The 14,272-nt window shown below is 70.6% G+C and carries 12 protein-coding genes; 8 read left to right on the top strand and 4 right to left on the bottom strand.

Features of this window, described 5'->3' with window-relative positions; translation table 11 throughout:
* Positions 1-5 precede the first annotated feature (5 nt).
* Together C6N40_RS11800 and cysS are read right to left on the bottom strand one after the other, a co-directional pair.
* On the bottom strand, positions 6-437 hold the full coding sequence (locus tag C6N40_RS11800) for a SufE family protein (protein ID WP_106991230.1): 432 nt from the start codon (positions 435-437) through the stop codon (positions 6-8).
* Positions 437-1,804: a cysteine--tRNA ligase gene (gene cysS / locus C6N40_RS11805; RefSeq protein ID WP_106991231.1), complete on the bottom strand. Its 1,368-nt coding sequence runs from the start codon at positions 1,802-1,804 to the stop codon at positions 437-439. The genes C6N40_RS11800 and cysS overlap by 1 nt, the downstream gene beginning before the upstream one ends.
* Positions 1,805-1,925: 121 nt before the next feature.
* On the opposite strand from cysS, the gene C6N40_RS11810 reads away from it, so the two are divergent.
* From C6N40_RS11810 to C6N40_RS11845, 8 genes are all read left to right on the top strand, one after another.
* Positions 1,926-2,498, top strand: a complete 573-nt coding sequence (locus C6N40_RS11810; protein ID WP_240183514.1) for a glycine zipper 2TM domain-containing protein — start codon at positions 1,926-1,928, stop codon at positions 2,496-2,498.
* 232 nt (positions 2,499-2,730) lie between these two features.
* Entirely contained in the window at positions 2,731-3,735 is a 1,005-nt protein-coding gene (locus C6N40_RS11815; RefSeq protein WP_106991233.1) for an N-acetylornithine carbamoyltransferase, read from the top strand.
* Between the two features lie 53 nt (positions 3,736-3,788).
* Entirely contained in the window at positions 3,789-4,985 is a 1,197-nt protein-coding gene (locus C6N40_RS11820; RefSeq protein ID WP_106991234.1) for an argininosuccinate synthase, read from the top strand.
* A 98-nt stretch (positions 4,986-5,083) separates the two neighbouring features.
* Complete coding sequence (locus C6N40_RS11825; RefSeq protein ID WP_106991235.1) at positions 5,084-6,175, top strand: acetylornithine deacetylase; 1,092 nt, start codon at positions 5,084-5,086, stop codon at positions 6,173-6,175.
* Positions 6,176-6,180: 5 nt separating this feature from the next.
* Positions 6,181-7,479 (top strand): acetylglutamate kinase, encoded by a 1,299-nt coding sequence (locus tag C6N40_RS11830; RefSeq protein WP_106991247.1) that lies wholly within the window; start codon positions 6,181-6,183, stop codon positions 7,477-7,479.
* Between the two features lie 2 nt (positions 7,480-7,481).
* Positions 7,482-8,090 (top strand): GNAT family N-acetyltransferase, encoded by a 609-nt coding sequence (locus C6N40_RS11835; protein WP_106991236.1) that lies wholly within the window; start codon positions 7,482-7,484, stop codon positions 8,088-8,090.
* The gene (gene argC, locus C6N40_RS11840) at positions 8,083-9,033 is read left to right on the top strand and encodes an N-acetyl-gamma-glutamyl-phosphate reductase (protein WP_106991237.1); all 951 of its coding nucleotides are present in this window, start codon (positions 8,083-8,085) and stop codon (positions 9,031-9,033) included. The genes C6N40_RS11835 and argC overlap by 8 nt, the downstream gene beginning before the upstream one ends.
* The gene (locus tag C6N40_RS11845; RefSeq protein ID WP_106991238.1) at positions 9,030-10,337 is read left to right on the top strand and encodes an argininosuccinate lyase; all 1,308 of its coding nucleotides are present in this window, start codon (positions 9,030-9,032) and stop codon (positions 10,335-10,337) included. Before argC ends, C6N40_RS11845 begins: the two co-directional genes overlap by 4 nt.
* Before the next feature lie 210 nt (positions 10,338-10,547).
* Here C6N40_RS11845 and C6N40_RS11850 read toward each other — a convergent pair whose 3' ends face one another.
* Both C6N40_RS11850 and C6N40_RS11855 read right to left on the bottom strand, forming a co-directional pair.
* Positions 10,548-11,882, bottom strand: a complete 1,335-nt coding sequence (locus tag C6N40_RS11850; protein ID WP_106991239.1) for a DUF3999 family protein — start codon at positions 11,880-11,882, stop codon at positions 10,548-10,550.
* Between the two features lie 4 nt (positions 11,883-11,886).
* The coding region (locus tag C6N40_RS11855; RefSeq protein ID WP_106991240.1) for a DUF2339 domain-containing protein at positions 11,887-14,272 on the bottom strand (2,386 nt) is incomplete at its 5' end.

Consider the following 14,272-nt stretch of genomic DNA (forward strand, 5'->3'; position numbering starts at 1 on the left):
TCCTGTCAGTCCGGCGCGTGCCGGCGGGCGGTGTCCTGGATGAAAGCGAGCAGCGAGGCCAGGCCGTTGCTGCGCGTCGGAGAAAGGTGCTTCGCAAGCCCGATGGCGGCGATGTAGTCCGGGGACGTGGCCAGGATCTCCTTCGCGCTGCGCCCCGAATAGACGCGCAGCGCCAGGTAGATGAGCCCCGAGACGATGCTCGAGTCGCTGATGGCGTGGAACTCGAGCCGGTCGGCGTCACCCTCGGCCACGATCCACACCAGTGACTGGCAGCCGTGCAGCCGGTGCTCCTCGGTCTTCCACTGTTCGGGGAAGACCGGCAGCTTGCGGCCCAGGTCGATCAGGTACTGGTAGCGCTCGGACCAGTCGCCGAAGAAGGAGAATTCCTCGGCGATGGCGGCCTGGGCCTCGGCGGCGGTGGCTTCGGCCGGCTGCATCAGGCGCGCCTCCAGCGCACGCCCTGGGGCGTGTCCTCGAGCAGGATGCCTTCCTCGGCCAGCTGCTTGCGGATGGCGTCGGCGCGCACGAAGTCGCGCGAAGCCTTGGCGGCGTTGCGTTCTTCCACCAGGGCCTGGATGCGACTGTCGTCGCCGGCCTCGCCGCGGTTGAACCAGGCCTCCGGCGCCTGCTGCAGCAGGCCCAGCAGCAGGCCGGCGCCGAGCAGCTCGGCCTTGAGGCTGGCCCGGGCGATGGGCGACTCGGCCTTGCGGGCCTCGCCGGCGATGCGCGAGAGCTCGGCCAGGGCCGCCGGCGTGTTGAGGTCGTCGCACAGGGCCGACTCCACCGCCACCGGCACGATCGGCTCGGTGGCCGGCACGCCGGCCAGGTCGCGCAGGGTGCCGTAGAGGCGGTCGAGCGTGCGCACGCTCTGCTCGATCAGCGCGTCCGACCACTCCAGCGGCTGCCGGTAGTGGGCCGAAAGCAGTGCGTAGCGCAGGGCCTCGGGCGGGTGCTTTTCCAGCAGCTCGTGCACGCGGGCGACGTTGCCGATGGACTTGGACATCTTGGCGCCGTCGAAATTGAGCAGGCCGTTGTGCAGCCAGAAGCGCGCGAACACCGCGCCGCCGTGGGCGCAGGTGGACTGGGCGATCTCGTTCTCGTGGTGCGGGAACTGCAGGTCGACGCCGCCGGCATGGATGTCGATGGTGTCGCCCAGGTGCGCCTCGGCCATCGCCGAGCACTCGATGTGCCAGCCCGGGCGGCCGCGGCCCCAGGGCGAGTCCCAGCCCGGCAGGTCCGGGGTGGAGGGCTTCCAGAGCACGAAATCGCCGGGGTCGCGCTTGTACGGGGCCACCTCGACGCGGGCGCCGGCCAGCATTTCGTCCGGGTCGCGGCGCGAGAGCCGGCCGTAGTCCGGGAAGCTGGCCACCGAGAACAGCACGTGGCCCTCGGCGGCATAGGCGTGGCCGGAGTCGATCAGCCGCTCGATCATCGCGATGATGTGCGGGATGTGGGCGGTGGCGTGCGGGCTGACGTCGGGCGGGTCGATGCCCAGCCTGGCCATGTCCCCGGCGAAGGCCTGGGCGAACTTGCCCGTGATCTCGCCGATCGGCACGCCCTGCTCGGCGGCGGCCTGGTTGATCTTGTCGTCCACGTCGGTGATGTTGCGGGCGTAGACCAGCCGGCCGTAGCGGCGGCGCAGCAGGTTGGCCAGCAGGCCGAACACCACGTAGGGCCGGGCGTTGCCGATGTGCACGTAGTTGTAGACGGTCGGCCCGCAGACGTACATCGTGACCCGGTTCGGGTCCTGGGGCTCGAAGACCTCCAGTGCACGGGTGAGGTTGTTGTAAAGTCGCAGTTCCATGGCGGGGCGCAGGCGGAAAGCTGAAGTCTAGCAAGCCCGGCCCGTCGTACTAACGAAAATCTTAGGGCAGGGTTCAGCCGTCCGGTGCTTGAATTCCAGCGTCCGTACGGAGTATCGAACCATGCGCCACGTCCCCCGGTTGCTGCCCCTGATGGTCCTCGCCCTGGCCAGCGCACCCGCGCTTGCCCAGTACGGTCCCGACAGCCGCTACTCCGACGAGGATTACGAGGGTTACGCCCGCGCCGTGCCCGAGAACATCAGCTACGGCTACGCCCAGGTGCTGCGTGCCGACGAGGTGGTCGACGTGGTGCGCACCCGCACCCCCGAAGAGCGCTGCGACGACGTCGAGTACCGGGAGTCGGGTTCCACCACCACCGGCACCGTGGTCGGCGCCCTGGTCGGCGCGGCCCTGGGCAACCAGGTGGGCAAGGGCGACGGCCGCAAGGCCGCCACCGTGGCCGGCGCGGTCGCCGGCGGCGCCATCGGCAACAACATCGCCCGCCAGCGCGCCGAGGCCGAAGCCCGGGGCTGCCGCATCGTCGAGGTCGAGCGCGAGGAGACCCAGGTGGTCGGCTACGACGTCGAATACATGTACAAGGGCGAAAAATACGTCTCCCGGCTCCCCTACGACCCGGGCAACCGCCTGCGCGTCCGGGTCTCGGTGACCCCGGACGAAGCCGGCTACGTCCGCTGAGTTGCGGGCCCGCCCGGCCGGCCTCATACTCCCTCCCATGACGCAGACCAAGGCCAATGCCGACGTCCTGACCTCCGCCCGCATGGCGGCGGGCATGACCTCGCGCGCGCGCCGACCGGAACCCCACAGTTTCGCTGGGTAACCGGACGCGCCTGCACGTTCGCCTGAAAGCCCAGCCCCGCGCTGGGCTTTTTTGTTTTCCGGCCCCCGAAATCCCCTCCAGGACACGCCAATGAAGCATTTCCTCAACACCCAGGACTGGACCCGCACCGAGCTCGACGCCGTGCTGGCCCAGGCGGCCGCCTTCAAGGCCGGCCAGGCCGGGCAGCAGCTCAAGGGCCGGTCCATCGCCCTGGTCTTCTTCAACCCCTCGCTGCGCACCCGCACCAGCTTCGAGCTCGGTGCCTTCCAGCTCGGCGGCCACGCGGTGGTGCTGCAGCCGGGCAAGGACGCCTGGCCGATCGAGTTCGAGCTGGGCACGGTGATGGACGGCGAGGCCGAGGAGCACATCGCCGAGGTGGCGCGGGTGCTGTCGCGCTACGTGGACCTGGTGGCGGTGCGCGCCTTCCCGAAGTTCCTCGATTGGGCCGTGGATCGCGAGGACCGGGTGCTGCGCGCGTTCGCGAAGTATTCGACCGTGCCGGTGATCAACCTCGAGACCATCACCCACCCCTGCCAGGAGCTGGCGCACGCGCTGGCGCTGCAGGAGCACTTCGGAACGGCCGACCTGCGCGGCAGGAAGTACGTGCTCACCTGGACTTACCATCCCAAGCCGCTCAACACCGCCGTGGCCAATTCGGCGCTGACGATCGCCACGCGCCTGGGCATGGACGTGACCCTGCTGTGCCCGACGCCGGAGTACGCGCTAGACGAGCGCTACCTGGGCTGGGCCAAGGACAACGTGGCCGAGTCCGGCGGGTCTTTCCGCATCAGCCACGACATCGCCGAGGCCTACACCGGCGCCGACGTGGTCTACGCCAAGAGCTGGGGTGCGATCCCTTACTTCGGCCGCTGGGACCAGGAAAAGCCGATCCGCGAGGCGCACAAGCACTTCATCGTCGACGAGGCCAAGATGGCCCTGACCAACAACGGCGTCTTCAGCCACTGCCTGCCGCTGCGCCGCAACGTCAAGGCCACCGACGGCGTAATGGATTCGCCCAACTGCATCGCCATCGAAGAGGCCGAGAACCGCCTGCACGTGCAGAAGGCGGTGATGGCGGCGCTGGCGACGCAGTAAACCCCTCTCCCCAACCCGTCTCCCGCTGGGGGAGGGCTTCCAAGGAACATGCAATGACCGACAAGAACATCGTGCTGGCCTTCTCCGGCGGCCTCGACACCAGCTTCTGCATCCCCTACCTGCGCGAGCGCGGCTGGGCCGTGCATACCGTGTTCGCCGACACCGGCGGCGTGGATGCCGAAGAGCGCGCCTACATCGAGGTCCGCGCGGCCGAGCTGGGCGCCGCCAGCCACGTCACCGTGGACGGCGGCCCGGCGATCTGGGAGGGCTTCGTGAAGCCCTTCGTGATGGCCGGCGAGGGTTACCAGGGCCAGTACCCGCTGCTGGTCTCCGACCGCTACCTGATCGTCGACGCCGCGCTCAAGCGCGCCGCCGAGCTGGGCACGAACGCCATCGCCCACGGCTGCACCGGCATGGGCAACGACCAGGTGCGCTTCGACCTGGCGGTGAAGGCCGCCGGCGACTACCAGATTGTCGCTCCGATCCGCGAAATCCAGAAGGAGCACACCCAGACCCGCGCCTACGAGCAGGCCTACCTGGAGGAGCGCGGCTTCGAAGTGCGCGCCAAGCAAAAGAGCTACACCATCAACGAGAACCTGCTGGGCGTGACGCTTTCGGGCGGCGAGATCGACCGCTGGGAGACTCCGGGCGAGGGCGCCCGCGGCTGGTGCAAGCCGCGCGCCGAATGGCCGGCCGCGCCGCTGCGCGTCACGCTCACCTTCAGCAAGGGCGAGGCCGTGGCGCTGGACGGCCAGCAGATGGCGGGCGCGGCGCTGCTGGCGAAGCTCAACGGCCTGTTCGCCGAGTACGGCGTGGGCCGGGGCATGTACACCGGCGACACCACCATCGGCCTCAAGGGCCGCATCATCTACGAAGCGCCCGGCCTGGCCGCGCTGCTGGCCGCGCACCGCGCGCTGGAAGAGGCGGTGCTGACCAAGCACCAGAACCGCTTCAAGCCCGAGGTGGCGCGCAAGTGGGTGGAGCTGGTGTACGAGGGCTTCTACAACGACCCGCTCAAGGCCGACCTCGAGGCCTTCCTGGCCTCCAGCCAGCGCTGCGTCAACGGCGAGGTGGTGCTCGAGACCCAGGGCGCCAAGGTCGACGCCGTGGCCGTGCGCTCGCCGCACCTGCTCAACGCCAAGGGAGCGACCTACGCGCAGTCGGCGGACTGGGGTGTCGAGGAGGCGGAAGGCTTCATCCGCCTGTTCGGCATGTCCAGCACCCTCTGGGCCGAGATCAACAAGAACTGACGACAACCCCCTGTAGGAGCGCCTTCAGGCACGAAGCTCTTGCGGGCAAAAGATTCGTGCCTGAAGGCGCTCCTACAGGGACGACACGGGAACCGGTGATGCTTTCAAATGTTCTCCAACACCTCGAGGCGCTCGTCGGCTTCGACACGCGCAACCCGCCGCGGGCCATCGGCACCGGCGGCATCTTCGACTACCTGCGCGCGCAGCTGCCGGGTTTCGAGGTGCGGGTGACCGACCACGGCGCCGGCGCGGTGTCGATGCTGGCCGTGCGAGGCAACCCCAGGCGCCTGTTCAACGTGCACCTGGACACGGTGCCGGCCTCGCCCGACTGGAGCGCCGACCCGCACACCCTTCGGGTGACCGGCGACAAGGCCATCGGCCTGGGTGCCTGCGACATCAAGGGCGCGGCCGCGGGCCTGGTGGCGGCGGCCAACGCCACCACCGGCGACGCCGCCTTCCTGTTCAGCAGCGACGAGGAAGCCAACGATCCGCGCTGCATCGCCGCCTTCCTGGCCTCGGACCATGGCTTCGGCGAAGCCATCGTCGCCGAGCCGACGATGTGCGAGGCGGTGCTGGCCCACCGTGGCATCAGCTCGGTGCTGATGCGCTTCAAGGGCCAGGCCGGCCATGCCTCGGGCGCCGACGCATTTGACCTGAGCGCCGTGCACCAGGCCATGCGCTGGGGCACGAAGGCGCTCGACCACGCCAAGGCGCAGTCGCATGCGCGCTTCGGCGGGCTCACCGGCCTGCGCTTCAACATCGGCCGCGTCGAGGGCGGCATCAAGGCCAACATGATCGCGCCGGCCGCCGAGCTGCGCTTCGGCTTCCGTCCGCTGCCCTCGATGGACATCGACGCGATGCACGCCACCTTCCGCGGCCTGGCCGACCCGGCCGCGCTGGCGCACTACGAAGAGACCTTCCGCGGCCCCTCGCTGCCGGCCGGCGACATCGCCCGCGCCGAGGAAAAGCGCCTGGCCGCCCGCGACCTGGCCGACGAGCTGGGCCTGCCGATCGGCAACGCGGTCGACTTCTGGACCGAAGCCTCGCTGTTCTCGGCTGCCGGCCTCACCGCCTTTGTTTTCGGCCCGGGCGACATCGCCCAGGCCCACACCGCCGACGAGTGGGTCGCGCTCGACCAGCTCGCCGCCGCCGCCGCCCACTACACCCGCCTGCTGGAGCAACACGCGTGAGCGAAATGCGCACAACGATCGTCCGGCTGCTGTCGAACATGGCCAGCGCCAAGGAGATCCAGCAATACCTCAAGCGCTTCTCGCAGGTCGACGCCGCGCGCTTCGCCGTGGTGAAGGTCGGCGGCGCCATCCTGCGCGACGAGCTCGACGCGCTGGTGAGCTCGCTGTCCTTCCTGCAGCAGGTGGGCCTGACCCCGATCGTCATCCACGGCGCCGGCCCGCAGCTCGACGAGGAGATGGCCGCCGCGGGCATCGCCAAGAAGACCATCGACGGCCTGCGTTTCACCGACGCCGCCGGCCTGGCCGTGGTGCGGCGGGTGGCCCAGCGCGAGAACCTGCGCCTGGTCGAGGCCCTTCAGGCCCAGGGCGTGCGCGCCACGTCCATCACCGCCGGCGTGTTCGAGTGCGACTATCTCGGCAAGCGCAAGTACGGCCTGGTCGGCCAGGTGCAGCGCGTGGACGTGGCCGGCATCGGCGCGGCCATCAAGGTCGGCTCGATCCCGGTCATCGCCTCGCTGGGCGAAACCAGCAGCGGCCAGATCCTCAACGTCAATGCCGACTGGGCCGCCAACGAGCTGGTCAAGACCCTGCAGCCCTACAAGATCATCTTCCTCACAGGCACCGGCGGCCTGCTCGACGACGAGGGCAGGGTGATCGACTCGATCAACCTGAGCACCGAGTACGACGAGCTGATGGCCCAGCCCTGGCTGCACTCGGGCATGAAGGTGAAGATCCAGCAGATCCACGACCTGCTGATGCAGCTTCCTCCCTCGAGCTCGGTGTCGATCACCCGGCCTGACCAGCTGGCCAAGGAGCTGTTCACCCACCGCGGCTCGGGCACCCTGGTGCGACGCGGCGAGCAGGTGCGCAAGGTGACGAGCTGGAAGAAGCTCGACTTCAAGCGGCTAAAGGCCCTGGTCGAGTCCGGCTTCGGCCGCAAGCTGGCGCCGGACTACTTCGAGCGCACGAAGCTGCTCAAGGCCTACGTCAGCGAGCACTACCGCGCCGCGCTGCTGATCACCGAGGAGAACGGCATCCCGCACCTGGACAAGTTCGCCGTCAGCGACGACGCGCAGGGCGAAGGCCTGGGCCGCGCCGCCTGGCAGGTGATGCGCGCCGACACGCCGCAGTTGTTCTGGCGCGCACGCAACGGCAACCCCATCAACGACTTCTACTTCGGGGAAGCCGACGGCTGCCTCAAGGGCGAACGCTGGAACGTGTTCTGGTACGGCCTGGAGGGCTGGGACCAGATACGCTTCGCCGTGGACCACTGCCTGGCCCGTCCCGCCACCCTGAAAGGCTGAACATGCAGAACCTGCACTGGTCCATCCCGCCGATTCTCGAGGGCGCCCACGTCAAGCTCGAGCCGCTGCAGCCCGGGCACGGCGAAGAGCTGCTGGCCGCCGCTGCCGACGGCGAGCTGTGGAACCTGTGGTACACGCAGGTGCCGGGCCCCGAGTCGATCCGCGCCTACTTGGCCCGCGCCATGGCCGACCGCGAGGCCGGTACGGCCATGCCCTTCCTGGTGCGCAACGCCCAGGGCGAGCCGGTGGGCAGCACGCGCTTCTTCCGCATGGACCCGGTGGTGCCGAGCCTCGAGGTCGGCTTCACCTGGTATTCGGCGCGGGTGCAGCGCACCGCGCTCAACACCGAGGCCAAGCGCCTGCTGCTGGGGCACGCTTTCGACGCTATGGGCTGCAGCGTGGTCGAGCTGCGCACGCACGTGATGAACCATCGCTCGCGTACCGCGATCGAGCGCCTGGGCGCGCACTTCGACGGCATCCTGCGTCGGCAGATGCGCATGCCCGACGGCCACCTGCGCGACACCGCGGTGTACTCCATCCTCGACACCGAATGGCCGGTGGTGCGCCGAAACCTCGACTTCATCCTCGAGCACGGAGGCGGGCGTGGCTGAGCGTATTTCCCTGGGTCTGGTCGGCGCACGTGGTTACGTCGGCGCCGAACTGATCCGCCTGGTCGCGGCGCACCCGCGCTTCGCGCTGGCCTTCGTCTCTTCGCGCGAGCGCGACGGCCAGCGGCTCGCCGACCACGAGCCCGCCTACGCCGGCGACCTGCGCTACACCAACCTCGGCCCCGAGGCCGTGGCGGGGCAGGGCGTGGACGCGCTGGTGCTGGCGCTGCCGAACGGCATGGCGGCCGGCTTCGTGGCGGCGCTGGATTGGGTGGCGGCCGACCCGGTGGTGGTCGACCTCTCGGCCGACTACCGCTTCGACGATTCGTGGCATTACGGCCTGCCGGAGCTCACACGCGCCCGCGCCGCCGGCGCGCGCCGCATCAGCAACCCCGGCTGCTACGCCACCGCGATGCAACTGGCCGTGGCGCCGATGCGCGACGCGCTCGCCGGGCCGGTGCAGTGTTTCGGCGTCTCGGGCTACAGCGGCGCCGGCACCAGCCCGTCCGACAAGAACGACCCGGAAAAGCTACGCGACAACCTGATGCCTTACGCGCTGGCAGGCCATATCCACGAGCGCGAGGTGACGCGCCAGCTGGGCCACCCGGTGGAGTTCATGCCGCACGTGGCGCCGCACTTCCGCGGCATCACGCTGACGGCGAACCTGCACCTGGCGCGGTCGTTCAGCCGCGACGAGGTGGTTCAGCGCTACCGCGAGGCCTACGCCGGCGAGCCGCTGGTGGCCGTGTCCGACGAGGCGCCCTGGGTCAGCCGCATCGCCGGCCGCCACGGCGTCGAGGTCGGCGGCTTCACGCTGGCCGACGACGGGCGCCGGCTGGTGGTGGTGTCCACGCTCGACAACCTGCTCAAGGGCGCCGCCACCCAGGCGCTGCAGAACCTCAACCTGGCCTTCGGCCTGCCCGAGACGATGGGAATACCGACATGAGCGAGCTGCTTTGGCAAAAACCCGGCGTCGAGGTCGATCCGCGCATCCAGGCCTTCCTGGCCGGCGACGACGTGCTGCTCGACCGCGAGTTCATCCTCGACGACATTGTCGCGTCGGCCGCGCACGCTTGCGGGCTGGCGCGCATCGGCATCCTGTCGGCCGGGGAGGGCGAGGCGATCTGCCGCGAGCTGGCGACGCTTTCGGACGACTTCAAGGCCGGCGCTTTCGTGCTCGACGAGCGCTACGAGGACTGCCATTCGGCCATCGAATCGCGCCTCGTCGAGCGCCTGGGCGACGTGGGCCGCAAGGTGCACACCGGCCGCAGCCGCAACGACCAGATCCTGGTGGCCACGCGCCTGTGGCTCAAGCGCAAGCTGGGCGAAACGAAGGCGCTGTGCCGCGAGGTGGCGGAAGTCTGCCTGCAGCGCGCCGAGGCCGAGGCGCTGCCGATGCCGGGCTACACGCACCTGCAGCGTGCGGTCGTGTCGTCCACGGCGATGTGGTGGGCGGGCTTTGCCGAGGCCTTCATTGATGACGCGGTTCGGGCCCAGCAAGCTTCGGATTGGATCGATGCCAACCCGCTGGGCACCGCCGCCGGCTACGGCGTGAACCTGCCGCTCGACCGCGAGGGCAGCACGAAGGAGCTGGGCTTCGCCCGCATGCAGGTAAGCCCGATCTACGCGCAGCTATCGCGCGGCAAGTTCGAGCTCGCCGCCGTCGATGCGCTGGGCGCCGCCGTGCTCGACCTGCGCCGCCTGGCCTGGGACCTGAGCCTGTTCACCACCGCCGAGTTTGGCTTCGTGAAGCTGCCGCCGCAGTACACCACCGGCAGCTCGATCATGCCCAACAAGCGCAACCCCGACCTGGTCGAGCTGATGCGCGCCACCTACGCCAGCATCGCCGCCGCCCGCACCGAGCTCGAGCAGCTGCTGTCGCTGCCCAGCGGCTACCACCGCGACCTGCAGTTCACCAAGGGCGCCCTGGTGCACGCCTTCGGCCGCGGCCTCGGTGCGCTGGCCCTGTTGCCCAACCTGCTGCGCGGCATGCAGTGGCAGCCCGAGCGCCTGGCGCAGGCCTTCGACGACGGCATGTACGCCACCGACAAGGCCGTCGAACTGGCCGTGTCGGGCCTGCCGTTCCGCGAGGCCTACAAGCTGGCCGCGGTGGAGCCGCTGCCGTCGCATGGTGCGGATCCGCAGGCGAGTTTGGAGGCGCGCGTTTCGCCCGGTGGCGCGGCGGTTTTGGGGCTCGACGTGCTGGCCGATCGCCTGACGGCGCTATCGGTCGCGCACGTGGCTCCCTGAAGGTTCCGCGCGGCCCGGCCCGGCTATTGACCGGGCCACCAGCCAGAAGCAGGTCGAACCCACCGCGACCAGTAGCGTCGGGGTAAAGACCTCCACGAGGAAAATCGCCCAGGCTTCCCACGCAGCCGGTGCCAAGGGAGTGCCGTGGGAAATGATCTTCGCCACGGCGACATCAAGCATTTCACGCGCCGGCATGGCCATCCTCGCTGCTCAGCCGGCCTGCGGGGCGGTACGCAGTACCTTCAGGGAAACGACCAGAACCAAGGCAGCGCCAATCCCGAGGATCGCCCACAGCAACCACCGCTGCCAATCCTCGCCACGCTTGGGCGCCAGCGCCGCCTGGCCGCCGGCCTCGCTCATCGCGCCGAGGCTGGCGGTGGCCGGCGCCGAGTTCGAGGCGGCCAGCGCCGCCTGCACCGGGTAGTCCTCGCGCTGCGCGCGCAGGCTTCCGGCAACGAGCACGTACGGGCCGGGGCCCTGGGCCAGCATCACGAAGCGTTCGGGGCGGTAGTGCAGCTGCAGCAGCGGCGCGCGCGCCAGCGCCGGCCGGGTGGCCACGCGCCACTCGCGCTCGCGGTGCAGGCCGACGTGCGGGGCCAAATGGCGCACTTCGTCGCCGTTGTTGCCCAGGCGGAAGGCGGTGAAGCCGGCAACGGGGCGCCACCAGTCCTCGGCGCCTTCGCGGGCGGTGACCTGCACGGCGGCGACGGTGTTGGTGGACGGCAGCTCCACGTCCACGCGCTCCACGGCCACCGGGGCCGGGCTGGCGTAGCCGAAGAAGCCGGGCTCGTTGTCGACGGGCACGCCCTGCAGCGACAGCGTCAGCCACTCCCGGGCGTCGCCGGTGCGCAGGGTGCGGCCGGTTTGCAGTCCGGCCAGCGCGGGCCAGTGGCCTTCGTTCTCGATGGACAGGCGCAGGTAGCGCGCGCCGGTGGCGCCGGTGTCCAGGGCCAGGCGCTCGATGCGCAGGCCGTTGTCGTCCAGCGCCACCAGCGGCTGGCCCGACACCAGCGTGCGCCAGTCCACCAGGTCGTCCGAGGCCGACACGCGCACGCGCAGGTTCACGGGCAGCGCGGCGCCGTCGGCCAGCGCGACGTGCAGCGCCGAAACCACCGGCGGTTCCTCGCCGCGATCGACCAGCAGGTCGTGGCGTTCGGCGGACGGCGGCGCACTGTCGTTCGTGCGCAGGTCGAGCCCGCGCAGGCGGCCGTCGGCGTCGCGCTCGAGCCGCAGCGCCAGGCTCTCGGGCTGGCCCGGCGCCGGCAGCGGCACGCGCAGCCACGGCACCGGTTCGAGCAGCTCCTCGTCGGTGCCTTCCGGTGGCCAGGGCGCGAAGGCCACCGGCTCGCCGTCGGCATTGAACACGGCCAGGTCGCGCAGGTCGGCGCGCGTCACGTGCCTCAGCACGCTGTCATCGAGCTCGAGCACGTAGGCCGCGGCGTCGCCCTCGGCCTGGATCGGCCACTGCACCGCATAGTCCTGCGGCGTGGTCGCGGCATTCGCGAGGCCGGTGGCCAGCAGTCCCAGCATCAAGACAGATCGCATGCGTTTACTCCGAACGGGGCGGGGTGGGGGCGATGCGGCCGACCAGCACCAGCAGGCCACCCACCACCAGGAAGGACACGATGCCGGCGATGTCGCCGACGAACTGCCGGTCCACGGCGATCAGCTTGAGCATCACCACGCCCAGCAGCGCCGCGCCCAGCCACCACAGCGGCCGGTCCCTGCGCCGCGAGCCCAGCACCCACGCGACCACGCCGGCCAGGCACCAGGCCACGGTGAGGCTGGCCTGCGGGGTGGTTTCGGCCAGCAGGCGCGGGCTCCAGGGCAGGTTGGCCAGGTGATGGCAGGCGCGCAGCACGCTCATGGTCAGCATCAGCAGCGCGGCGCCGGCCCAGGCCAGGCCGCCGAGGCGATGCGGATCGGCGTGCGAACGCAGCCACAGCGCCGCCGCCAGCAGGCCCAGCAGCAGGGACAGCTCGAGCGGGTTGAGCAGCGGCAGCCAGGGCAGCGGCGCGCTGTCGCCGGGCAGGAAGTGGCCGAACAGCCAGCCCAGGCCCAGGCCGGCGCCGGCGATACCCAGCCAGACCCTGCGCCAGCGCGGGAACTGGTCGGCCACGGGCCAGCCGGCCAGGGCCGGCTTCGCGGCGGCGAGGAAGAGCAGCGCGGCCAGCGGCGCCAGCAGCGCCGGCAGCAGCCAGCCGTCGCCGAGGTCCATCTTGTTGCCTGCCACGCGCAGCAGGGTGATGCCCAGCCCCGCCGATACCGCCATCAGCCACGCGATGTGCGCGAACGGCAGGCCGGACGAACGCGGCTCGCGCAGCGCCGCAAGCGTCACCAGAGCGGCGGCCAGCAGCGGCCACCACAGCAGCAGCGGCCACTCGAACAGGGTCGTGTAGTAGTGGTCCTGCGACGCCAGCGAAAGCGGCAGCATCAGCACCAGCGAGGCCACCACCGGCCACGACAGCCGCGGCCAGGCCATCGGCCCGCGCAGCAGTGCGGCGAGGGCGGCGGTCACCAGGGCGAAGCCGCCGTAGGCCAGGGTGTCGAAGCGCAGGTCGAGGTTCACTTCGATCTCGCGCATGCCCAGCAGGCTCCACCAGCCCAGGCCGCCGAGGAAGACGATGACCTGCAGCGCCAAGGCCTTGCCGGCGCGGTGGTAGAGCCAGCTCGCGGCCAGCCAGGCCAGGGTCAGCAGGCCCAGGTTGAGCGCGTGGCCGTTGAGCACGAAACGGTCTTCCGTGCCGAGGTTGTAGTCGAACAGGCTCACCATCCAGGCCATGCCCGCCAGCACCAGCAGGGCCAGGCCGCTCCAGCGCACCAGCCGGCGCTGCTGGCGCAGGCCCAGCCAGACCATGCCGGCGCCCTGGACGGCCCAGGCCGCCGAGGTCCAGCGCGCCGTCAGCGCCAGCGGGATGGCCAGGGTGGCGAACATCACGCCCATGCCGGCCGCGCTCTGGGCCAGGTCGCGCAGGCGCTGGTTGCCGCGTGCCCACAGCGCCAGGCCGGTGTAGACCGCCGCCACGAACAGCGCGCTGAAGGCCAGGCCCATGCGGTCGTCGCCCAGCAGGCCCACCTGCATCGGGAAGGCCAGCAGCGGCGTGCCGAACAGCAGGCTGCCGTCGACCTTGCCGTTCTTCTGCCGCCCGGCCAGCGCATAAAGCACCGGGATGGCGACGTAGAACAGGAAGAACAGCACGAGGAAGGGTTCGACGGTGGCGAACTTCTCTGGCTGGTAGTACTTCGCGCCCCACAGCCCGCCGATGGCGAAGGTGAAGGCGAAGCCGACCAGGTTCAGGGCCCGCCACGGCCGCTTCCAGGCAATGGCGAACACCGCGGCGTTGAGCACGGCGTAGTACGAGAACAGGGCCACGTGGTTGCCGCTGCCGGTCGAGAGCAGCGCGGGCGCGAGGTAGCCGCCGATGAAGCCAAGCACGGCCAGGGCCGGCGCCTCCTGCTTCACCGCCAGCACGCTGGCGCCGGCCACCAGTACCAGGATCAGCACGAAGGCCGGCATCGCGGCCAGCACCTGGTAATTGCGGAAGGCCGCGAACACGACCAGCAGCAGGATGCCGATGGCGCCGCCCTGGATGCTCAGGCCGAAGGCCGGCCGTTCGGCGGCGCTGCGCAGGCCCCAGACCAGGCCGGCGATGGCGCCGGCGGCGATGCCGGCCAGGCGCAGTTCGATCGGCATCGTCAGCCAGCCGGCATCGGCGGCGTACTTGATGGCCGCGGCCACGCCGAACAGCAGCACCAGCACGCCCAGCTTCACCGGCACGTTGCCTTCGAAGAACCAGGCCTTCAGGACGCGGGCGACCTTGGTGAGCGGATCGGGTTCGGCCGGCGTTGCCGGGGCCGGGCGCGGCCTGGGCGCGGCCGGTGCCGCCGGCGCGGCGGCCGGGGCGGGGCGCCCGTCCGGGATCGGCGGGGGCTCG

The sequence above is a fragment of the Arenimonas caeni genome, assembly GCF_003024235.1.
Lineage (GTDB): Bacteria > Pseudomonadota > Gammaproteobacteria > Xanthomonadales > Xanthomonadaceae > Arenimonas > Arenimonas caeni.